Genomic DNA, 21,385 nt, shown 5'->3' with positions numbered 1-21,385 from the left:
GCCCCTCGGGTGCTCCGCCGCCTCACTCCTCCGTGTCGAACCGGGCCAGCCGCGCCGTCACGTCGTCGGCGAGACGGGTGAGCAGGCGGGTGAGGTCGTCGCGATCCTGCTGCGGCCAGTCGGCGAGTGCCTCGGCGAACCAGCCCAGCAGGGAGGTCACATAGCGGTTGGCGGCCTCCGTTCCCGCTTCGGTCGGTTCGATGAGGCTCGCACGGCGGTCGTGCGGATCGGCGACCCGCCGCACGAGACCACGCTTCTCCAGGGCCTGGACCTGACGGGTGACATGCGGGCCCACGACCTGCATCCGGTCGGCGATCTCGCCGATCCGCAGCGGCGCGTCGGCCGTACGCAGGGCCAGCAACACGCCCATGGCGGGGCGGTCGAGGGCGAGGCCGGCCGCGTCGGTGGCACGTTCGGTGAGCCGGCCCTTGGTGAAGGCGGCGCTGAGCTGGGTGAGCCGGGGCAGCACGGCGAGCAGGTCCGCGTGCGGGCTTTCCGGTACCGGGGGCCCGGAGGACTCGGGGGTCATGAGGTCTCCATTTGCATACCTGAGTTAGGTATCTATATCGTGGGGAGTGGCCGGTGCCTGAGAGGGTGCCGTATGGCCTCCATAAAGATACCTAAGGTACGCATGTTTGCTGCCCTCGCGGCGCGTGCCTCCGTCCTCCCGGGGTCCGCCCCGGTGGAAAGGTGAGAAGCCATGATCCACACATCCCGTCCCGCTCGCCGCGTCCTGATCTCCGGAGCAAGTATCGCGGGCCCCGCGCTCGCGCACTGGCTCGACCGGTACGGCTTCGAGGTGACCGTCGTCGAAAAGGCCGCCGCCGTCCGTGGGGGCGGATACCCGATCGACATTCGCGGCACGGCCCGTGAGGCGGTGGACCGCATGGGTCTGCTGCCGCGTCTGACCAAGGCGCACGTGAACAGCCAGCGGGTCACCTTCGTGGACGCGGCGGGGGAGACGGTCGGCTCGCTGCAGCCCGAGCAGCTCACCGGGGGAGAGGTGGGTGTCGACCTCGAGGTGCGGCGCGGGGACCTGGCCGACGCGCTCTACACCCCGCTGCGGGACCGGGTCGAGTTCCTCTTCAACGACTCGATCGCGACACTGGACGACGCCGGGGACGCCGTACACGTCGTCTTCGAAAGCGGCATGCGCCGAACCTTCGACCTCGTGGTCGGCGCGGACGGACTGCACTCGAACACGCGCCGGCTGGTCTTCGGGCCGGAGGAGCCCTTTCACCGCTACCTCGGGTACGTCTTCGCCGGCTTCACGCTGCCGAACGAGTTCGGGCTCGCGCACGAGGCCGCCATCTGGAACGATCCGGGACGCAGCGCGGTCCTCTACGCCCACGAGCCCTCCGGCCGGGTGCACGGCTTCCTCACCTTCACCCGCGACACCCCGCCCCTCGACGCGTTCCGGGACCCCCGGGCCCAGCGCGACCTGGTGGCGGCACGCTTCCCCGAGCAGGTCTGGCACGTGCCGCGCCTGGTCGAGGGCATGCGCGAGGCCGACGACCTCTTCTTCGACGTCGTGAGCCAGATCCACATGCGTACGTGGTCCCACGGGCGCGTCGTACTGGCGGGCGACGCCGCGCACGCCACGTCCTTCATCTCCGGCCAGGGATCGAGCGTCGCGCTCGTCGGCGCGTACGTCCTTGCCGGTGAGCTGGCCACGCACGCGGACCACGCCGAGGCCTTCGCGGCCTACGAGCGCAGGATCCGCCCCTTCGCGGAGCGCAACCAGGCGCTGGCCACCAGCGGCGGCTCGGCGGTCACCCCCGGGACGCGGGAGGAACTCGAGGCCCGCAACGCCCTGCTGCGCGACCCGGAGGCGGCGGCGAGGGCGTTGGTGACCGAGAGCGCGCTGGAAGGACGCGCGGCGCACTCGGCGATGGAATTGCCCGACTACTCGCGGGCCGCCTGAGGGCGGAGCCCACGGGCGCGGGCGCGGGCGTGGGTGACCCGCGGGAGCACCCGTGGACTCGGTCCCGGATGGCCCACGGGAGCGCCCGGGGCTCCGTCCCGGACCGTCCGGGCCGTTCCCGATCGTCGTCGCCCGCAGGCCGACGTTTCCGTGATCCGGCAAGAACGGGGAAGGCGCGCTGAGATACAAGGCGGCGGCACGGTCCGTGGCGTGGCTGCTCGTCGCCGTCGCGACTCTCGTGACGGGGGTCGTGTCGGCCGGGCAGGTGGGCCGGGCGCTGGACCGGGAGCGGGAGTACCGGGCCGCGCCGGTCTCTGCCTCGGCCCCGGTGCGGGCGTCGGGGTGTCTGTGGGAGCAGGAGTTCACGGTGCGGACGGCAGGCACGCACCGCGGTGAGCGGGGTCGGTCGCCGGAGGCGGAGTTGTTGCCGCCTTCCGGCAGGTCGTGGGAGGTGACGTTCCGGGCGACCGAACCGGTGATGTCGGAGCTGGAACCGGACGACGAGGTCGTCGGCGTCATCTGGCACGGGCGGGTCGTGGAGGTGCGGGACGCCGACGGCCGCCGGCAGCAGACGAGTGCGGGCCCCGTGGAAATGCCGGAGGGTCACTTCGGCGGCGCGCTCGCCTGTCTCCCGGTCGGCCTGACCGCCCTCGTCGGTGGCCTGTGGCCCCTCTTCGCCCGGAGAGACCCGCGGCACGCGAAGGCGGCGGCCGTGGTGCGGTGGCACGGTGTCGGCATGGGTGGCGCGGCCGTCCTGACGCTCTGGGCCCAGGAGTCCAACGACTGGCCGCTGTGGGCGATCCCGGCGATCTGGGGACCCTCGCCCTCCTCGCGTCCGCCTCCATGGTGGCCGTCCCGCCGTCGCCGCCCTGCGCGGGGATCTGGACGACGCGGCCGCGCCGACCCCATCGGTGCCGGTGGCTGCCCGGCCGCCCTCGGTGGGCGGGCCGGACGAGGTGGCGACAGGGACGACGGAGCGCGGCCGCTCCTGAGGTGCGTCAGCCCGCGAGGGCGCCCGCTGCGGCACCCGGACCCGAGGAGTCGCCCGGCGCCGGCCAGCCGTGTGTGAGCAGGTCGAACACCGTCTCCACGGTCGCGCGCGGATCGTGCCGCCCCGCTGCCAGGGCCGGTACTTCCAGCACGAACCGTGCGAGCGCCGAGCAGGCGAGATCGTCCGCCTCCCGGCCGAGTTCGTCGGCGATCGCGGCGCTCAGGGCGCCCGCATGCCGCATCCACATCCGTTCTCCGTACTCGCGGAGCGCGGGCGTGCCGTTGACCAGCGCGGTGAACCGGTCGCGACGTGGATCCGACACGACCGGCACCCAGGACCGCATCGCGTGGGCGCGCAATGCCTCGACCACGTCCTGGCCCGCGGGCCGTTCGCGGACGGCGGCCGTCAGCCGTGCCTCCACGTCCTCCTCGCGGTCGAAGACCAGTGACTCCTTGCTCGGGAAGTGCGCGAAGAGGGTCGTTGTCGACACATCGGCTTTCTCGGCGATGTCGCGGACGCTGACCCGGTCGAAACCGTGCTCCAGGAAGAGTTCCAGGGCCGCGTCGGCGATGGCCTGCCTGGTCGCAGCCTTCTTGCGCTCGCGACGGCCAAGGTTCGAAGAGTCGGGCATGGCGTCACTCTAGCGCACACCTGGAACGAGGCAGAAAGTGGTACGAGACATAAACTGGAACAGTTGCAGTTTCTTACTCGTTTCTGCTTTGGTGGTTCCACCCCAAGAGAGGAAGCCACCATGAACGCTCCGACACCGGCGGGCGCGCGGATCAGCATCATCGGTGCGGGCCCCGGAGGCCTCACCTGCGCACGCGTCCTGCGGCAGCACGGCATCGCCGTGACGGTGTACGACCGCGACCCGGACGCGTACTCGCGCGACCAGGGCGGCTCGCTCGACCTGCACGAGGAGGACGGCCAACTCGCGCTCCGCGAAGCGGGCCTGCTGGAGGAGTTCCTCGCGCTCGCCAGGTGCGAGAGCCAGGAGATGCGCCGCTTCGACCCGGCGGGGCGCCTCCTCGGCCACCATCTGCCGGACGCGGGCGAAACGTCCCGCCCCGAGATCGACCGCGGTCAGCTCCGGGACCTGCTGCTGCGGTCGCTCGACGCCGGGACGGTGCGGTGGGGGCACACCCTGGAGTCGGTGAGCGGGCCGGCCGACGGGCCGCGGACACTGACGTTCACCGACGGGAGCACCGTGGAAACGGACCTCGTGATCGGAGCGGACGGTGCCTTCTCCCGCGTCCGTGCGGCGGTTTCCGACGCCGTGCCGCGCTACACCGGGGCCGGCTTCCTGGAGGCCTGGTTCGACGACATGGAATCCGCGCACCCGGAGCTGTCCGCACTGGTCGGCCAGGGCAGCGCCCACGTGGCCGACGGCGCGCGCGGCCTCTTCGCGCAGCGCAACAGCGGTGGTCACATGCGGGTCTACATCATGCGGCGAGCCCCGCTGGACTGGATCACCGCGAGCGGGCTCGCTCCGCAGGACACTGACGGCATCCGCGCACATCTTCTCGACGAGTACGCCGGCTGGGCGCCGCGCATACTCCGGATGATCACCGAGAACGACGGGGCCTACGTCGACCGTCCGCTGTTCGCCCTGCCGGTGCCGCACACCTGGCGGCACTCGCCCGGCGTGACCCTCCTGGGCGACGCCGCACACCTGATGCCCCCGCTCGGCGTCGGCGTCAACCTCGCCATGCTCGACGCCGCGGAACTCGCGCTCGCCCTCGCCGGTTCCGCGACCGTCGACGACGCCGTGCACACCTACGAGAAGACCATGCTCCCGCGCTCCGCCGAAACCGCCGCGATGCTCGAGGGCGGCGCCGGGTTCCTGCTGGAGGAACCGGACGCCGACGAACTCGCCCGGTTCGGTGAGTCCGGAGCGGGCCCCGGGCACGGGGAGCAGCCCGTGGTCGGCCATTAGTCTCATGCCATGGCCGCACTCCTGCCGTTCGTGATCCTCGCCGGTGGCCTTGCCGTGGTTCTCGGCCTGTTCACCTGGCTGGCGGTGCGCATACGCCGCCGGGGCACGGCGGGCGGCGCGATGAGCGCGGCCCTGGCCTCCTACGAGGAGGCGTTCCGCGTCACGGCCCACGAAGCCCATGTGGAGATCCGGGCTCAGACGGACCGCAGGGCCCCGCTCCTGTCACCCGACGACCACTGGGGGCGAGGCCCCGCTGCCACGGACGGGGACGGAGCGGGAACGCGTCGCACGACGCGACGGGATCCTCGCCGTTCGAGAGGCGGCCGTCTCGGCCGCTGGTTCGACCGGCGGCCCCCTCGTGATCACCGGCGTCGCCGGTGATCACGAGGGGGCGGGCGTCACACGCCTCGGCGCCTCCTGGCTACTAGCAACTGAGGTTGCCGCCGGGCTCGACGCCGAGGAGCTGGGTGAAGCGCTCGTAGTTGTCGATCCGGCTCTGGACCTGCCCGGGGTTGCCCCCGTCGCACTCCAGGCTGCCGTTGATGGAGCGGATGGTCTCACCGAATCCGGCACCGTTGACCATGGCGTCGTGCGGGGTCATGGTGCCGGGCCCGGTCTGGGTGTTCCAGTACCAAAGGCCGGTCTTCCAGGCCACGGCCGAGTCGTTCTGGACCAGGTCGGGGTTGTTGAGCAGGTCGATGCCGAGGGCGTCTCCGGCGGCCTTGTAGTTGAAGTTCCAGCTTAGCTGCACGGGCCCGCGACCGTAGTACTTGTCGTTGCCGGCCGGGCAGCCGTACGGCTGGGTGGCGTCGCAGTAGTGCGGGTAGTTGGCGGTGTTCTGCTCCACGACGTGCACAAGGCCGCCGGTTTCGTGGCTGACGTTGGCGAGGAAGGCCGCGGCCTCCTGCTTCTTCACCGTGTCGCTGCCGGTGTTCGAGAAACCCGGGTAGGCGCTGAGCGCGGCGGTGAGACCGCTGTAGGTGTAGAAGGAGTTCCTGCTCGGGAACATCTGGTTGAACTGACCCTCGCTGACCACGAATTCGGCGGCGGAGGCCCGGGTGTGGGACTTCTCCGCGACGGCCGACGGTGCCATCGTCAGGGTGCACAGGGCGGCGGCCGCGCCGGTGGCGGCCAGCAGTGCGAGTTTGCGGTGCTGCACGGTATCGACTCCTGCTCGGTGGGGGGAACGGCGTGGCGGGAGGGCGGTCTGCTCCACCCGGCCCGTCAGCCGCCGACGTTGACGTCGATGCAGGCGTAGAACGCGTTGCTCGTGTCGGCGACGTTCCACACGGCGAGGACCTTCTGCTGCCCGGTGAGCCCACCGAAGTCGACCTGGTGGTTCACCACGGCGTCCGGCTTGGCGCCGCCGTCGTCGAACAGGGCGATCCGCTGACCGCCGACGTAGTACTCCCAGGTGCTGGTGGCGTGCTGGGCGGTGAGCTGCCACGAGAACGTCGTGGTCTTCGACACCGGGGTGACCTGCCAGCCCTTGCTGTCGTCGTCCAGCTCCGCGAAGCGGCTGTTGCCGCCGCTGCAACTGGTCAGGCCCTTGGGGCCCTCGACGCTCTGGGGCTCGTACGTGATGTCGCCGCAGGACACCGTGCCCGCGGCGCACTGCGCCTGACGGCTGGGCGGGTCGGAGATGTAGCCGTGTGCGCTCGCCGAAGAGGCGGGCAGGCTTACGGCGATCACGGGGGCGAGGGCCGCGCCGATCAGGGCAGCGGTCTTCCGACGTGCGTGCATGGGAACTCCTTCACATCAGGCCGTCCCAGGGCGCACGCGGTCATGTGTGGGGGGACCGCGCACGCCGAGTACGGCCTCTCGTGGGTGGGGCCAAGAGGCGCGAAGGTGACGCGCACTCACCGTCCACGCGGGGAATTGGGGCCCCGGCATGGATCAACTCCGTGAACGGAGCGGCGAGTTCTGTTGGACTAGACCATACAAGCGGTCGACGTGATCGTGTCAAGAGTGTGTGACCGGCGAACCGGGGCCCGGAGCCGACGGGCCCTCACTTGGATTCGAGCCGGCCGAGGGGATGGGTGTCCCCGGCGAGGGCCCTCTGCGCCGCCGTCCAGTCGGAGCTGTCGACACCCAGGGCGTGGCGGAGGTAGGCCAGGGTGACCCGCTGGACCAGGGCCACGTGGGCGGGGTTCTCGTCGGTGGTCTCCGCGGCCTCGTAGCCGGAGATGCCGCCGAGGAAGTGCTCCGCCCCGAAGAGGGTGAGGAGGCTCTTCCCGCCGGGGCTGAGCACGTACGGGTCGGCCGTCCAGTCCGCGCCGCGGACGGTGAACGGGAGGTCGTCCCGGTCGCCCGCGACCACGAGGGCCGGGGTGGTCATGTGCGTGAAGTCGGGATCCCTGAGCCACGGGAGGTTCTCGGCCGCGAAGGGGGTCAGGTCGCTTCCGCCGTTGCCGGCCGTGGCGAGCAGCACGCCTGCCTTGATCCGGGGGTCGGACAGGTCCTCGGCCTTCCCGGTCCCGGCGTCGCGGACGCGCAGGCCCAGCAGAATGCCCGCCGTCTGGCCGCCGAAGGAATGGCCCGCCGCGGCGACACGGTCGCGGTCCAGGCGTCCGCCGAGACCGGGGACGGCCGCCTCCACCACGTCGAGGCCGTCGAGGACGCGTTTCATGTCCTCGACGCGGAACCGCCACGTCCGTGGCCTGCGGGGGTCGTCCGCGGGAAGGGCCAGTGTCTTCGAGTCGAGATGGGTGGGCTGGATCACCACGAAGCCGTGGGCGGCCCAGTGGTCGGCGAGCGGGCCGTAGCCGTCGAGCGACGAGCCGAAGCCGTGCGCGAGAAGAACGACGGGCAGGTCGTGCCCGGTCACCGGCGCGGACACGCGTACGCGCAGGTCCTCGCCACGCTCCGGTGCGTGGAGCACGACGGGTTTCACCGAGACGACCGGTGCGGCGGCGGGGGCACCGCTCGGAGCCATGTCTGATGCGGTCATGATGGGGCACTTCTCTCTGTCGGCGGACGCGTGGGAGAAGGGCTCAGGAATGGTGTCGAGCCCCTCCCGAGTTACGCTAAAACCTCACGTTGACGTGAGAGGCAAGTCGTCCGACCGGCTCACGAGAGGAGGCGCGGGATGCGCATTGGGGAGCTCGCCACCAGAACGGGCGTCAGTGTGCGGGCGCTGCGCTACTACGAGGAACAGGACCTGCTCGTTCCGGAGCGCAGTCACAGCGGCCAGCGGCAGTACCCCGCAGGCGCGGTCGACCGCGTCCGGCTGATCCAGCAGCTCTACGCCGCCGGCCTGTCCAGCAGCGCCATCGTCGAGATGCTGCCGTACGTCGTCGACGGCAACGCCACGCCGGAACTGCTGGACCGGCTGTCCACGGAACGGGACCGCGTCGACGTCCGGATCACCGAGCTGGTCGGCACCCGCGACAGACTGGACTCCGTCATCACCGGCGCCGCGACGAACCTGCGCACGGGCCGGTCATGCCCCGCCCGGACCGGGTGAGGCCGCTCAGCAGGCATGCCGCGCCCCGCCCCGCACCGCCCGGCCCCGCACCGCCCCCGCTCAGCGCAGCGCGGCCACCAGCGCGTCGCTCGCCGAGCACCACAGTTGTCGTACCTCGCCGAACCCCTGCTCCCGCAAGGTGTCGACGTGCCAGCGCGTCGCGGTCGGCCGGTCCCCGCGCGCACCGGCCGGACGAGGCTCGCGCGGATCCCCCAGCAGGGCGAAACGGCGCACCGCCGGTTCGGCGAGTACCGGGTCGCCGGCCACCTCGTGCCACCAGTCGGCCCAGTCGAGGGCTCCCTGCCGGCGTTGCCGCTCCTGGCGTTCGGTGTGCAGGGCGTGCAGGGCGGCGTTGAGCCCGGGCGCGGACTCGTCGACCATGTGGTCGGCGTTGAGGAACACCCCGCCCTCGCGCACCACACCGGACAGAGTGCCGTAGAGGCGGCGCAGCGAGTCCGTGTCCAGCCAGTGCAGGGCCGTGGCGGTCACGACGGCGTCGTAGGACGCGTGGGGAAGCCGGTCGGTCCAGTCGGGGCCGGTGAGGTCGGCCTCGACGAAGGTCACGCGCTCGTCCCCGGCGAAGTGGCCGCGGGCGATGGCCAGCAGGGCCGGGTCGATGTCCAGGCAGACGGTGGTGGCGCCGGGCAGGCGGCGCAGCAGCCGGTCGGAGATGCTGCCCGTTCCGCAGGCGAGGTCGAGGACGCGCGGCGCGGGGCCGGCCACCGCCTCGACCGCGTCGAGCATGACCCGGAAGCGCTCTTCCCGGTCCGGCATGTACCACTCCTGCTGACGGTCCCAACTGGTCTGCCAGCGCTGCCAGTCGGACGCGGCGGTGGTTGTCATGGGAGGGTGTGTTCCTTTCACTTCGGCGACAGGTGCCTTGAGCGCAGCAGCAGGCGGGTCGTCTCGGAGCGGGGAGCGGCGAGGACGGTGGCGCACGCGCCGCTGTCCACGACGGTGCCGGCGTCGAGGACCACCAGGTCGTCGGCCAACTGCTCGACGAGCGCGAGATCGTGGCCGATCCACAGCACGGCAGTGCCCCGCTGCGCACGGAGCCGGGCGATCTCCGCCACGACGCGTGCCGTGCCGGCGGCGTCGAGGGCCGTGGTGATCTCGTCGCAGACCAGTACGTCGGGCTCGGCGAGCAGCGCCCGGGCCAGCGCGGCCCGTTGCAGTTCGCCGCCGGACAGGGACGCGGCGCGCCGGGACGCGTGCTCCGGTGTGAGACCGAGGCGTTCCCATATCAGCAGGGCCTGTTGTCCGGCCTGCGCCGGCGACATTCCGCGCAGTCGTACGGCGGTGCGGGCGACCTGATCGAGGACGGTGCGGCGTTCGTCGAAGGAGTTGCGCACCTCCTGCCAGACGTACTGCACCGCACGTGTCTGGCGCGGGGTGCGGTGGCGCAGCACGGGTAGCGGTTCACCGCGGAACGCGACCTGCCCGCGGTGTCGCTCGTGCAGACCGGCGAGGCACCGGGCGAGGAGGGTCTTGCCGCTGCCCGACGGGCCGACGACCGCGGTGCACCCGCCTTCGCGCACGCCGACCGTCACGTCGTGCAGTACCTCGCCCCGCCGCCCGGCGCGCAGCCATGCGGAGAGGCCGCGCGCTTCGAGGAGGGGGGTACCGGTTCCGGCGTCAGTCCTGTCCGGCGCGTCCGGCGCGTCCGTCCCGGCAGTCCCGTCCGTCGCGGAGGGAACCGGGGGAGTGGGCGGCGCCTGCGGAGGCAGCACGTCCGCGGTGCGGCCATCGGCGGTGACGCGGCCCCGGTCCAGGAGGACCGTGCGGGTGGCCACCGCCCGTACCAGGCCCAGGTCGTGGCTCAGCAGCAGGAGGGTGAAGCCGTCGGCCGCCAGCCGGGACAGCTCGCCCGCCAGCCGCATGCGCGCCACGGTGTCCAGGCCGGTGCTGGGCTCGTCGAGCACCAGGACCCGTGGTCCACAGGCCAGCACCTGTGCCAGCGCCACCCGTTGCCTCTGTCCGCCGGAGAACTGGTGCGGGAAGCGGCGCAGGATCGCCGCGCTGTCCGGGAGCCCGGCGGTCCGCAGGGCCGCGGCCGCGTGGTCCGGCGCGGCGGACCGGCCGCCCTCGGCGTCCGGGCGGTGCAGACGGGCGAGTTCGGTCAGGACCGAGCCGATCCGCCGGGCCGGGTTCAGGGCGTGGGCCGGGTGTTGGGGCATGTAGGCGACGACCCGGCCGCGTACGTCCGCCGCCGAGCGGGTCGGCCCACCGGAGTCGACCACCCGCGTGCCCGAGACCCGTACCGTGCCGGTGAGCCGGACCCCGGGCCCGGCCTCGCCGAGCAGGGCGAGCGCCGCGGTGGTCTTGCCGCTGCCCGACGGACCCACCAGGGCGGTCGCCTCGCCGGGCGCCACGGTGAACGAGATGCCGTCCAGCAACGTGGCCGTACCGGCGCGTGCCGTCAGGCCGTCGACCTCGATCACCGGTTCCACGCCGCCGCCTTCCCCCCGGTCGTCGCGGCGTGCGGCAGCAGGCCGTCCGCCAGCAGGTTGACGCCGACGGTGAACATCACCAGCATCAGCGTCGGCGCGCAGACCGCCCAGGGCTGTACGAACAGCGCCTCCCTGCTCGCGGCGATCACCACACCCCAGTCCGGCGACGTCGGGTCCAGGCCCAGCCCCAGGAAGTTGGCGGCGGCCACGGTGAAGACCGCGGCGCCGACCCGGGTGCCCGCGTCGGCGGCGGCCACCGGCAGCACGGCCCGTCCGACGTGCCCGAACAGAATCCGCGCCGGTGACTCGCCCTGAAGCCGCATGGCCTCGGCGACGGGGCCGCCTGCCGCGTCGAGCGCCGCCGCCCGCAACAGCCGGGCCACGGCCGGTACGTTGAGGGCGGCCACCGCCAGTGCCACCGCGACCGGATCCCCACGCCAGCCGACTCCCACCACGCTGATCACCAGAAGCGACGGCAGCGGCAGCAACAGCTCCACGGGCCGGATGAGCAGGTCGTCGACCAGGCGGCTGCGGGAGGCCGCGGCCGCCAGCCCGAGCATCCCGCCGACGACCACGGCCAGGGCCACGGCGGCGCACGCCACGCCCAGGGCGCTGGCCCCGCCGCGCAGCACCAGCGACAGCACGTCCCGGCCCAGCGCGTCGGTGCCCAGCGGGTGTCCGTCACCGAGGGCGTACGGCATTCCGTCGGAAGGGATGTCGGCGGACGTCACCAGCGGTCCGACGACGGCCGCCGTCACCGGCGGCACCAGGAGCACCGCGCCGCTCCACACCCGCCGGCGGGGCCGGGACCGTATGCCGCTCATCGCAGCACCTCCGTACGGGGAGCCAGGCGCTGGGTGACGAGATCCGCCGCCAGATTGAGCAGACAGGCGACCGCGGCGAGGGTCAGGGTGAGAGCCTGGACGGTGGGCACGTCACGGTTCTGCACGGCCGCGACCAGCGCCGTCGCGGTGCCGGGAACGGCGAAGACCGCCTCCACGATGAGTACACCGCCCAGCAACTGGTCGCCGGTGCGGGCCAGTTCCTGTACGCCAGGCACGGCGGCGCCCGGCAGTACGTGCCGCAGCACCAGCCGCGCCGGCGGCACCCCCAGACGGCGGGCCTGCACCGTGTAACCGGCGTTGAGCGACGTGATCGTGCCGGCCCGGATCTGCCGGGACAGCACGCACACGGTGCGCGCCAGCAGCACCACCACGGGCAGCACGAACAGCTCCGGGCGTCGCCACCACCCGTCGTCGGCCCCCACCCACGTCGAAGGCAGCCAGCCCAGCCGCAGCGAGAAGAACGCCACCAGCATCAGTGCCAGCACGAAGTCCGGTATCGACGTCAGGGTCAGTGTCACGGCGGACACCACGCGGTCGGTACGGCCGCCGGCCCGCAGTCCCGTCAACAGGCCGACGGCGACGGCCAGCGGGACCAGCAGCACCAGCGTGACGGCGGCCAGCGTGGCCGTCACCCCGACCGTGGAGAACAGCGCGTCGCTCACCGGACCGCCGCCCACCAGCGAGGTGCCGAGGTCACCGGTGAGCAGACCCCCCACCCAGTCGACGAAGCGCTCACCCAGCGGCCGGTCCAGCCCCATCTGCTCGCGCAGTTGAGCCACCTGGTCGAGACCGGCCTGCTCGTTGAAGTCGACGGTGGCCGCGTCGCCCGGCAGCAGATTGGTCAGCAGGAAGACGACGACGCTGAGCACGGCGAGCTGGACGACGGTCCACCCGCACCGCCGCAGCGCGTACCGCAGCACCTCAGTCCAGCCAGACCGTGTCGAACCGCGCCCAGTCCACGGTGTTGGGCGGCGCCTCCTTCACCCCCCGCAGGCTGCGGGAGACGGCGTTCAGCCACTCCGGGTGCGCCCACAGGGCCAGGCCGCCACGATCGCGGAGCGTCGTCTGCACCGACCGGTACGCGCGGGTGCGTGCCGCGTCGTCGGTGACGGCCCGCGCGGCGGCGAAGGCCTCGTCGAAGTCCCGGCGCTCCCAGGCGGTGGCGTTCTGCGGCGCGTCGGTGAGCAGCCGTTCGCTGATGTAGGTGGGAATGGGCATGGCCCCGCACCGGTGGTTGGTGACGGTGCCCTTGCTCAGAACGTCCGTGAAGTACGACTCCGGCGGCCCGTTGACGACCTCCACCCGCAGCCCCGCCTCACCCGCCTGCTCGGTGAACAGGTGCGCGGCCTGCGCGAAGCCGTCCGCGGCGGTGGAGGTGTAGAAGGAGACCTTCTTGTTGTACAGGCCGGTTCGGCGCAACAGCCGCCTGGCCTCAGCCGCCTGGCCTCCGCGACGTCCCGCTCGCGCTGATCGAGGCCGTCCGGGTAGTACGTGAACCCCTTGCCGTACAGGTCGTTGCCGATCTCGGCTCGGCCCGCGCAGACCACGTCCACGAGCCGCTCGCGGTCGAGGAGGAGCTTGACGGCCATCGCCGCGTCCGGGTCGTCGAACGGCGGCCGGTCCGTCTTGAGGGCGAAGCCCTGCACCCCGCTGCGCGGCGTCGCCACCACCCGTACCCGGCTGTCGTGTTCGACCGTACGGACGAAGGTCGGCGTCATCTCGTGCGCGTAGTGCACCTCACCCGCGCGCACGGCGGCGGCCCGCGCCTCGGTCTCGGCGGACAGGATGTGCACCTCGTCCAGGTGGGCGGCGCCGTCCCAGTGGTCGTCGAACCGGCGGCCGGTGAACTCCCGTCCGCCGGTGAAGGACGCGAACCGGAACGGGCCGGTGCCCACGGGACGCCCCGGGTCGTTCCAGCCGTCACGGACGACGGCCGTACCGGTCATGGCCAGCAGCGTGGGCAGTTCCGCGTTGGCCCGGGTGAGCGCGATCTCGACCCCGTGCCGTCCCACGGCACGGCAGTTGGCGAGGTCCACGTGGGACAGGGACTTCTTCGCCAGATGGTCCGCGGCGTCGGGGTCGAGGATCCTGGAGAGGCTGTACAGGACGTCCTCGGGGGTGAGGGCGTGCCCGTCGTGGAAGCGGGCTTCGCGCAGCTCGAACCGCCAGACGCGGGCCGAGTCGTCGCTGGACCAGGAGCGGGCCAGCCGGGGCACGGGCCGCAGGGTGGCGTCCAGATCGACGAGCTTGTCGAAGACCGCCTTGTGGCGGGCGATGTCGACGAACTGCCGCTGCGCGTGCGGATCCATCGTCTCCTTGACCCCCGCGCCCGGGAACACGGCCCGCGCGCTCCCGCCCCTGCGGGGCGAGGAGGAACCCGAACCGCCCGACGCCTGGCAGCCCGTGAGCAGACCGGCACCCGCGGCGGCGGCCGCCGCGAGGACGTTGCGGCGGGACAGGGGGACCGGCATGCGTACGCACCTTCCTGCTGATTCCCTGCTCATTGCTCATTGCTGATTGCGTGCTGATCGCCGACTGATCGTTCCGACGGAGCAGCATGTGCATTTAATAAGTTGTTGCGATCAACATGCAATAGGGCCTGGAGGTGGGATGGAGCACTCGGGGCGGCCCCGGTCACGGACCGCGACCCCTCGTGGGCCAGAATGGGCGCAAGAGGCGACGGGGACCAGGAAGCCGGTGCGAGTCCGGCGCGGTCCCGCCACTGTGACCGGGAAGTGATCCTCCTGCACGCCACTGTCCGCGCGAGCGGACGGGAAGGCGGAGGCGAGCGACGATCCGGAAGCCAGGAGACTGACCCGTCGCCGGTCCGCAGGCAGGGGCGAGGACACCCCGGAGAGGATCGGCTGTGACGACGCATGCCCGCACGGAGACCGTACGGCGCCCGGAACCCGGCAGACGGGGGGTGCTGGCCGCCTCGGGTGCCCTGGCGCTGACCGCGTCCGGTCTGCTCACCGGATGCGGCGGGGACGGGAAGGACGGGGCGAGCGGCGACCGGTTCCGGGCCGCGTTCACCGCCGGCGGCTCCCAGGAGACCCTCGACCCCCATGTCGCCCCCAACTTCGTCGACCAGGCCCGCGCCAAGGCCCTGTACGACACGCTGGGCACGTACGCGGACGACATGTCCGTGCGCGAGCGGCTCGCGCAGTCCTGGGAGAGCGACGCCTCCGGCACCCGGTGGCGCATACGGCTGCGCGAGGCCGCGTTCCACGACGGAAAACCCGTCACCGCCAAGGACGTGCTCTACAGCTACCGCCGTGCCGCCGACCCCGCCACCGGCTCCCCCTCCCAGGTGTTGCTCTCCGCGATCGACTTCGACGCGAGCAGGGCCGACGGCGAACGCTCCGTCGTCCTCGTGCTGAAGGCCCCGAACTTCGAGTTCCCCACCGCCTTCGCCGGCCCCGGAACCGAGATCGTCCCCGACGGGACGACCGACTTCCGCGAGCCCGTCGGCTCCGGCCCCTTCACCTACGTGTCGTTCACGCCCGGCGGCACCGCCCGCTTCCGGCGCTGGGCGGACCACTGGGACGGCGCCCCGCACATCGCCGAGCTGGAGATCGTCCCCGCCAACGAGGAGTCGGCGCGGCTCAACGCGCTGCTGTCCGGGCAGGTCCACTACGCCGCCGACATGGCGGGCGCCTCCGTGGAACGGCTGAAGCAGGACGGCTCGACGCGGCTGCTGACCGCGCCGCGCGCCACCGCGCAGCAGCTCCTGCTGCGCACCGGCCGCAAGCCGTTCGACGATCCCCGGCTGGTGCGGGCCGTGCAACTGGGCATCGACCGGGAGGAACTGGTCAGGGTCGCCCTGGCCGGTCACGGCGAGGTGGGCAACGACCTGTTCGGACTGGGCCTGCACGGCTACCCGGACGACCTCGGACCCCGCGAACGGGACGTCGAGGAGGCACGGCGGCTGGTGAAGCAGGCCGGTGCGCAGGGGCTGCACATCACCGTCGAGACCAGCTCCGTCGACGCCGCCTGGGAGCCGGCCGCGGACCTCATGGCGGGCCAGTTGCGCGAGGTGGGACTGCGGCTGACCGCCAACACCCGTGCTTCCAGCACGTACTTCAGCGAGATCAAGACCAAGGGTGTCGCCGCCTTCAACACCACCTCGACACTGCCCGTCTCCGACTTCCTCGAGCAACGGGTCCGCGGCGGCGCGGCCCGCAACCGGACGCAGTACGCCTCGAAGAAGTTCGACGCACTGCTGGAGCGCTCCCGCACCAGCCGGGACGAGCGGCAACGGCTCGCGCTCCTGACCCGGGCGCAGAAGATCGCCCGGGACGGTTCGGGGCTGCTGGTGTGGGCGTTCTCCGACGCCAACGACGCCATCGCCCGGTCGGTGAGCGGACTGCGCGCCGCGCCGCCCAACTCGCACGACTGGGCCCGCTTCGACCGGGTCCGCGTCGGCTGACGTGCGCGCCTACGTGCTGCGCCGCTCCCTGTTCGCCGTCCTGCAGTGTCTCGTGGTCCTGGTCGCCGTGTTCGCTGTGGGCTCCCTGCTGCCGGGCGACACCGCCGACGTGCTCCGGGGCGAACTCGGCACCCCCGAACAGGTGGCCGCGCTGCGTACGCGGTTGGGCCTGGACGAGCCGGCCTGGACGCGCTTCGGACACTGGCTCGGCCACCTGGTCACCGGTGACCTCGGAACCTCCCTGACGACGGGGCTGCCGGTGGGCGACGACATCGGCCGCCGGGCCGGAGTGACGCTGCTGCTGGGCCTGCCGGCGCTGCTGCTGGTCACCGTGCTGGCGCCGCTGCTCGGCACGGTGTCGGGGCTCAGGGAGGGCAGCCGTGTGGACCGGACACTCAACACGGCGGCCGTGGTGCTGCACGCCGTCCCGGAGTTCGTCCTCGGCCTGCTGCTGGTCGCCTCGGTGTCGCTGTGGGCCGGACTGCTGCCCGCCACCGCCGTCGGCATGGACACGGCCACGCTGCTCGCACAGCCGGCCGTACTCGTGCTGCCCGTCACGGTCCTGACCGCCCGTCACCTGTGCGACCTGGCCCGGCAGATCCGCGCCGGAGTGGCGGCCCAGCGGCACGGCCCCGTCGCCCGCCACCTGCGGCTGCTGGGCGTGCGTGAGCGGACGGTGGTGCTCCGTCATGTGCTGCCGGGCGCCCTCGGCCCGGCCGCGCAGCAGTTCGCGCGATGTGTGGAGGGGCTGCTGGGAGGGGCCGTACTGGTGGAGGCGGTGTTCGGCTTCCGCGGGCTCGGCACCGGCTTCGTCGAGGCGGTGCAGAACCGGGACCTGCCCCAAGTGCAGACGTACGCGCTGTTGTTCGCCGGCACCGCCGTCGCGGTGAACCTCGCCGGCGACCTGGCCGCCCACCGGCTGGCACCGCGCCGGGAGGTGACGGCGTGACCCCGTGGACGAAGAACACCGCCGCACCCGCGCCCGCACCCATATCTGCACCCGTACCCGCCGTCCCGCGCCGCGGCCGCCCGTGGACCGCTCTCGTCCTGCTGGGCGTGCCGGTACTCGCCGCCTGTCTGGGCCCGTTGGCGGCCGGCGACCCGCCCTCGACGCGGGGCGCGCTCCCGTCGCAGCCGCCGGGTGCGGGGCATCCCCTCGGCACGGACGTCATCGGCCGCGACGTGCTCTGGCTCGTACTGCACGGGGGAGCCTCGGTACTGGCCAGTGCCCTCGGCGCACTACTGGTCGGCATGGCCGCCGGGGTGCCGTTGGGGCTGCTGGCGGCGGGACCGGGCCGCCGCCTCGACGAGACGGTGATGCGCGCACTGGACCTGCTGCTCGCCTTCCCGGGACTGCTGGTGCTGATGACCCTGGCCGCGACCGGACACCGTGACTGGTACTGGCTGGTGACGGTCGCCGGCGTGCTGCAGGTCCCGGCCGTCGCCCGCCTGGTGCGCGCGGCCGCCCTGTCACCGGGCACCCGCACGGTCGTCGAGGCGCTGCGCATGCAGGGGCGCGGCTGGGCGTACATCCACTTCCGCCACCTGGCACGGGAGCTGGCGGCGCCCCTGGCCACCGACGCGGGCGGCCGGTTCTCCGTCGTGCTGTACCTGCTGGCCTCCGCCAACTTCCTCGGTCTCGGCCTGCCCGCGTCCTCCCCGGACTGGGCGGTGCTCATCGAGCGCAACAGCGACGCCCTGTTCACCCAGCCGGCCGCGGTCCTGGTGCCCGCCGGGCTGCTGACGGCACTGTGCGTCGGCGGCAACCTGCTCGTGGACCACGCCCTCGCCCACCACAGGAGACACCGGTGACCGCTCCCGGCGCCCACGTGTCGCTGCTCGACGTCCCGGAGGTGTCCGCGCACGCCGACGGGGCGCAGCGTCCCTTGCTGGACCGGGTCGCGCTGAGTGTCGAGGCGGGCGGCGTCACCGCCGTCGTCGGTGCGTCGGGCAGCGGCAAGACGACGCTCGGCCTGGCCGTTCTCGGCGCCGCCGCGGATCGCGTGCGGCTGACCGGACGCGTCCTCCTTGCGGGCACCGACCTGCTGCTCCTGCCTCCCGGCCGGCGTCCAGCGGCCCGCGCCGGAGTGGCCGCGCAACTGCCCCAGCACCCCGAGACGGTGCTCGACCCCGTCCACCGGGCCGGCGCAACGCTGACCGAGCTGGCCGCCCTGGGGCACTCCGGCCAGGCCGCGCGCAGGGCCGCCGGACGCCGGGCGCTGACCTCGGCCGGCCTGGACTGGGACACGGTCCGCCGACGCTTTCCGCACCAGCTCTCCGGCGGCCAGCAGCAGCGCCTGGCACTCGCCTCCGCCCTGGTGACCGGGGCGCGGCTGCTGGTGCTCGACGAGCCGACCAGCGGCCTGGACCCGGCCCTCACCCGGGCGCTGGGACGCACGGTGCGCGCCCTGGCCGACGACGACGGCGCCGGCGTGCTGCTGCTCAGCCACGACCTGGCGCTGGTGCGGGAGACCGCCGACCGGGTCGTCGTACTCGAGCACGGCCGCCGCGTGGACCACGGACCGACGGCGGACGTCCTCGGCACCGGCGGCCCCCGACCGCGCCCCGGGCCGGCCGCCGCCCGCCATCGGGCCACCCGGGACCTGATCGCGGCCGAACGCCCCACCGGACCGGTCCGCCGGGCCGCCGGGGGAGTGGCCGCCCCTGCTCCGGAAGCCCTCGGCGAGGTCACCGCCTCGGGAGTCGCCGTACGCCGTCGCACCGGCGACCTGCTCACCGGGCCGGTGTCGATGACGTTCGCACCCGGCAGCAGGACCGCCCTGCTCGGCCCTTCCGGCTCGGGCAAGACGACCTTCGCCCGGGTCCTGGCCGGCCTGACCACACCGACCCTGGGAGAGGTACGGTTCGCCGGCCGCCCCCTTGCCCGCCGCCTCGACCGGCGCTCGACCGCCGAACGCCGCGTCGTCCAGTACGTGCACCAGAGCAGCGCCGGGTCCTTCGAGGCGCACCGCCCGATCCTGGACCAACTCGCGGACACGGCGCGGCTGCTGCGGGACCTGCCGAACGCGGCGGCGAGGGCCGGGGCGACGGAGGCGGCCGAGGAGCTGGGGCTCGACGAGGAACTGCTGCACCGCACCCCAGACCGGCTCTCCGGCGGCCAGCTCCAACGCTGCGCGCTGGTGCGGGCACTGACGGCACGCCCCGCGCTGCTGGTGTGCGACGAGGTGACGTCGGCCCTCGACACCGTCTCCCGGCAGCGGGTCCTCGACGCGCTGCCCCGCCTGCTCGCCCCGGCCGGCACCGCCCTGCTGTTCATCAGCCACGACCTGCCCGCGGTGCGGGCGCTGGCCGAGGAGACCGTACTGCTCGACGCCGGGGCGGGCCTTGTCGACCGCTGCCCCGCACACCACGATCGACTCACCCGCGAGCCATGACGACACCGGCGCCGTGCGGTGCCGGGCGGCCGGCCGCGTCGTCACCGGCGTCGACCGCGCTCCGGTCGGGCGAACGGGCCGCGGCCTGTTGTCGTCGGCGATCCGCGAGCGGTCCGGCGCCGACCGGGACCGCCGCCGGTAGGGCCGACCGGGTGGAGGATGCCGCGCTCGGTGCCGCACACCGACGGCGACGCACGCACGCCGACGGCGACGCACGCACGCCGGGCTCGGCGGGTCCGGGACCATGCGCGGGCTGGAGAGCCCCGCACCGGAGCTGATGGAAGCCACCACCCCGTACGCCCCCGGCGACTACGTCCCCCGGTTCCGCCCGCCGCACAGGTGACGCCCGGCGGGACGGTCAGTGGTGGCCGGCGAAGTCGCCGCCGAGCCGTGCGCGCAGGAGGGCACTGTGCTCGTTGAGCCCGACGATCTCGACCCGCTTGCCGCGCTGCGCGTACTTGGTCTCGATCGCGTCCAGGGCGGCGACGGACGAGGCGTCCCAGACGTGGGTGGCGGACAGGTCGATGACGACACTGTCGGGGTCACCGGCGTAGTCGAACCGGGTGACCAGGTCGTTGCTGGAGGCGAAGAAGAGTTCGCCGGTGACGGAGTAGACGACCTGGCCGCCGTCGGGGTCGGTGACCGAGGTGACGTCGGCCAGGTGGGCCACCCGCCTGGCGAAGATCACCATCGCGGTGACGGAGCCGACCACGACGCCGATGGCGAGGTTCTCGGTGGCGACCACGACGGCGACGGTGACCGCCATGACGAGGATCTCGCCGACGGGCATCCGCTTCAGGGTCCTCGGGGCGACGGAGTGCCAGTCGAACGTCGTGAACGACACCATCACCATCACCGCGACCAGAGCCGCCATCGGGATGTCGGACACGACCGGCCCGAAGACGATGCACAGCACCATCAGGAACGAGCCCGCCAGGAACGTGGACAGGCGGGTACGCGCCCCGGACACCTTCACGTTGATCATCGTCTGGCCGATCATGGCGCAGCCGCCCATGCCGCCGAAGAAGCCGGTGACGATGTTCGCGACGCCCTGACCGATCGACTCACGGGTCTTGTCGGAGCGGGTGTCGGTGATGTCGTCCACCAGCTTCGCGGTCATCAGTGACTCCATGAGCCCGACCAGGGCCATGGCGAGCGCGTACGGGGCGACGGTCGTCAGCGTGTCGAGGGTGAACGGCACGTCGGGCAGGCCCGGCACCGGCAGCGCGTGGGGCAGCTCCCCCTTGTCGCCGACGGTGGGCACCGCGATGCCCGCCGCGAGGGTGATGACGGTCAGGACGACGATCGAGACCAGCGGCGCCGGGACCACCTTGGTGATCCTGGGGAAGAGCACCATCAGCACGAGCCCGCCCCCGACGAGCGGGTAGACGGGCCAGGGCACGTCGGTCATCTCGGGCACCTGCGCCATGAAGATGAGAATGGCGAGGGCGTTGACGAAGCCGACCATCACCGAGCGCGGCACGAACCGCATCAGCTTCGCCACGCCGAGCGCTCCGAGAACCACCTGGAAGGCACCGGCGAGGATGACCGCAGCGACGAGGTAACCCAGGCCGTGCTCGCGGTTCAACGGGGCGATCACCAGGGCGACGGCACCCGTCGCGGCGGAGATCATGGCGCGGCGGCCGCCCACGACCGAGATGGTGACGGCCATGGTGAACGCCGCGAACAGGCCGACCTCCGGGTCGACCCCGGCGATGATCGAGAACGAGATCGCCTCGGGGACCAGGGCGAGGGCGACGACGAGTCCGGCGAGGACCTCGGTGCGCCACACCTTCGGGTCGAAGATCCAGTCGGGCCTGAGGCCGCGCAGCCGCGCGACGGGGGAGAGCGCAGGAACAGACAAGAGGGAGGGCACCTGTCGTGGTCGGGCACGTCCGGCAGTGAGGGGGACGTGCGGAAGAACGGGCGGGCCGGACCTGACCGGTCCT

General features: G+C 72.8%; 21 protein-coding genes and 1 riboswitch. Of the genes, 9 read left to right on the top strand and 12 right to left on the bottom strand.

Features of this window, described 5'->3' with window-relative positions; genetic code table 11:
- Window positions 1–22 precede the first annotated feature (22 nt).
- Window positions 23–529: a MarR family winged helix-turn-helix transcriptional regulator gene (locus tag KUM40_RS23320; RefSeq protein WP_217168021.1), complete on the bottom strand. Its 507-nt coding sequence runs from the start codon at window positions 527–529 to the stop codon at window positions 23–25.
- Between the two features lie 171 nt (window positions 530–700).
- Here KUM40_RS23320 and KUM40_RS23315 point away from each other — a divergent pair, with 171 nt between their 5' ends.
- Together KUM40_RS23315 and KUM40_RS23310 are read left to right on the top strand one after the other, a co-directional pair.
- A complete protein-coding gene (locus KUM40_RS23315) occupies window positions 701–1,924 on the top strand; it encodes an FAD-dependent monooxygenase (protein WP_217168020.1) in 1,224 nt (407 codons plus the stop codon).
- Between the two features lie 205 nt (window positions 1,925–2,129).
- Window positions 2,130–2,993, top strand: a complete 864-nt coding sequence (locus tag KUM40_RS23310) for a hypothetical protein (RefSeq protein WP_217168019.1) — start codon at window positions 2,130–2,132, stop codon at window positions 2,991–2,993.
- Here the strand turns inward: KUM40_RS23310 and KUM40_RS23305 are convergent.
- The gene (locus KUM40_RS23305; RefSeq protein ID WP_217168018.1) at window positions 2,923–3,546 is read right to left on the bottom strand and encodes a TetR/AcrR family transcriptional regulator; all 624 of its coding nucleotides are present in this window, start codon (window positions 3,544–3,546) and stop codon (window positions 2,923–2,925) included. The two genes, KUM40_RS23310 and KUM40_RS23305, sit on opposite strands and share 71 nt — an antisense overlap.
- 120 nt (window positions 3,547–3,666) lie before the next feature.
- On the opposite strand from KUM40_RS23305, the gene KUM40_RS23300 reads away from it, so the two are divergent.
- The gene (locus KUM40_RS23300) at window positions 3,667–4,851 is read left to right on the top strand and encodes an NAD(P)/FAD-dependent oxidoreductase (protein ID WP_217168016.1); all 1,185 of its coding nucleotides are present in this window, start codon (window positions 3,667–3,669) and stop codon (window positions 4,849–4,851) included.
- A 9-nt stretch (window positions 4,852–4,860) separates the two neighbouring features.
- A complete protein-coding gene (locus KUM40_RS23295) occupies window positions 4,861–5,232 on the top strand; it encodes a hypothetical protein (protein ID WP_254395517.1) in 372 nt (123 codons plus the stop codon).
- 43 nt (window positions 5,233–5,275) lie between these two features.
- On the opposite strand, the gene KUM40_RS23290 is transcribed toward KUM40_RS23295, so the two are convergent.
- The 3 genes from KUM40_RS23290 to KUM40_RS23280 all read right to left on the bottom strand — a co-directional run bounded on the left by KUM40_RS23290 (window position 5,276) and on the right by KUM40_RS23280 (window position 7,801).
- The gene (locus tag KUM40_RS23290) at window positions 5,276–6,010 is read right to left on the bottom strand and encodes a chitinase (protein WP_217168014.1); all 735 of its coding nucleotides are present in this window, start codon (window positions 6,008–6,010) and stop codon (window positions 5,276–5,278) included.
- Between the two features lie 65 nt (window positions 6,011–6,075).
- Complete coding sequence (locus tag KUM40_RS23285; RefSeq protein ID WP_217168012.1) at window positions 6,076–6,594, bottom strand: lytic polysaccharide monooxygenase auxiliary activity family 9 protein; 519 nt, start codon at window positions 6,592–6,594, stop codon at window positions 6,076–6,078.
- A gap of 265 nt (window positions 6,595–6,859) precedes the next feature.
- A complete protein-coding gene (locus KUM40_RS23280) occupies window positions 6,860–7,801 on the bottom strand; it encodes a chlorophyllase (RefSeq protein ID WP_217168010.1) in 942 nt (313 codons plus the stop codon).
- A 138-nt stretch (window positions 7,802–7,939) separates the two neighbouring features.
- On the opposite strand from KUM40_RS23280, the gene KUM40_RS23275 reads away from it, so the two are divergent.
- Window positions 7,940–8,317, top strand: coding sequence for a MerR family transcriptional regulator (locus KUM40_RS23275; RefSeq protein ID WP_217168008.1), 378 nt, complete (start codon window positions 7,940–7,942; stop codon window positions 8,315–8,317).
- 60 nt (window positions 8,318–8,377) lie between these two features.
- Here the strand turns inward: KUM40_RS23275 and KUM40_RS23270 are convergent, their stop codons facing one another.
- Genes KUM40_RS23270 through KUM40_RS23250 form a run of 6 tightly spaced genes read right to left on the bottom strand, consistent with a single transcriptional unit; the run spans window position 8,378 to window position 14,083 of the window.
- Window positions 8,378–9,160, bottom strand: coding sequence for a trans-aconitate 2-methyltransferase (locus tag KUM40_RS23270; RefSeq protein WP_217168006.1), 783 nt, complete (start codon window positions 9,158–9,160; stop codon window positions 8,378–8,380).
- Between the two features lie 17 nt (window positions 9,161–9,177).
- On the bottom strand, window positions 9,178–10,767 hold the full coding sequence (locus KUM40_RS23265; protein WP_217168004.1) for an ABC transporter ATP-binding protein: 1,590 nt from the start codon (window positions 10,765–10,767) through the stop codon (window positions 9,178–9,180).
- Entirely contained in the window at window positions 10,755–11,591 is an 837-nt protein-coding gene (locus KUM40_RS23260) for an ABC transporter permease subunit (protein ID WP_217168002.1), read from the bottom strand. Before KUM40_RS23260 ends, KUM40_RS23265 begins: the two co-directional genes overlap by 13 nt.
- Window positions 11,588–12,532 carry an ABC transporter permease gene (locus KUM40_RS23255; RefSeq protein WP_217168000.1) on the bottom strand — a complete coding sequence of 315 codons (945 nt, stop codon included), beginning with the start codon at window positions 12,530–12,532 and terminating at the stop codon, window positions 11,588–11,590. The genes KUM40_RS23260 and KUM40_RS23255 overlap by 4 nt, the downstream gene beginning before the upstream one ends.
- A 1-nt stretch (window position 12,533) precedes the next feature.
- Window positions 12,534–12,830, bottom strand: a complete 297-nt coding sequence (locus KUM40_RS41620; RefSeq protein WP_254395516.1) for a hypothetical protein — start codon at window positions 12,828–12,830, stop codon at window positions 12,534–12,536.
- Window positions 12,831–12,865: 35 nt separating this feature from the next.
- Window positions 12,866–14,083 carry an ABC transporter substrate-binding protein gene (locus KUM40_RS23250; RefSeq protein WP_254395515.1) on the bottom strand — a complete coding sequence of 406 codons (1,218 nt, stop codon included), beginning with the start codon at window positions 14,081–14,083 and terminating at the stop codon, window positions 12,866–12,868.
- A gap of 214 nt (window positions 14,084–14,297) precedes the next feature.
- Window positions 14,298–14,426: riboswitch (cobalamin riboswitch) on the top strand.
- A gap of 52 nt (window positions 14,427–14,478) precedes the next feature.
- Between KUM40_RS23250 and KUM40_RS23245 the strand changes: the two genes are divergently transcribed.
- The 4 genes from KUM40_RS23245 to KUM40_RS23230 are packed head-to-tail and all read left to right on the top strand — an operon-like array spanning window position 14,479 to window position 19,436.
- Window positions 14,479–16,041, top strand: coding sequence for an ABC transporter substrate-binding protein (locus tag KUM40_RS23245; RefSeq protein ID WP_308401218.1), 1,563 nt, complete (start codon window positions 14,479–14,481; stop codon window positions 16,039–16,041).
- A gap of 1 nt (window position 16,042) precedes the next feature.
- The gene (locus KUM40_RS23240; RefSeq protein WP_217167998.1) at window positions 16,043–16,990 is read left to right on the top strand and encodes an ABC transporter permease; all 948 of its coding nucleotides are present in this window, start codon (window positions 16,043–16,045) and stop codon (window positions 16,988–16,990) included.
- Entirely contained in the window at window positions 16,987–17,853 is an 867-nt protein-coding gene (locus KUM40_RS23235) for an ABC transporter permease subunit (RefSeq protein WP_308401217.1), read from the top strand. Before KUM40_RS23240 ends, KUM40_RS23235 begins: the two co-directional genes overlap by 4 nt.
- Window positions 17,850–19,436, top strand: coding sequence for an ABC transporter ATP-binding protein (locus KUM40_RS23230; protein WP_217167996.1), 1,587 nt, complete (start codon window positions 17,850–17,852; stop codon window positions 19,434–19,436). The genes KUM40_RS23235 and KUM40_RS23230 overlap by 4 nt, the downstream gene beginning before the upstream one ends.
- Before the next feature lie 358 nt (window positions 19,437–19,794).
- On the opposite strand, the gene KUM40_RS23225 is transcribed toward KUM40_RS23230, so the two are convergent.
- Window positions 19,795–21,300 carry a SulP family inorganic anion transporter gene (locus KUM40_RS23225; protein ID WP_217167994.1) on the bottom strand — a complete coding sequence of 502 codons (1,506 nt, stop codon included), beginning with the start codon at window positions 21,298–21,300 and terminating at the stop codon, window positions 19,795–19,797.
- Window positions 21,301–21,385: the final 85 nt, after the last annotated feature.

This window comes from Streptomyces sp. AC512_CC834 (assembly GCF_019049325.1).
In the GTDB taxonomy this organism is placed as follows: Bacteria; Actinomycetota; Actinomycetes; order Streptomycetales; family Streptomycetaceae; genus Streptomyces.
The sequence above is the reverse complement of the archived record's forward strand: the minus strand, read 5'-3'. Positions and strand labels throughout refer to the sequence as shown.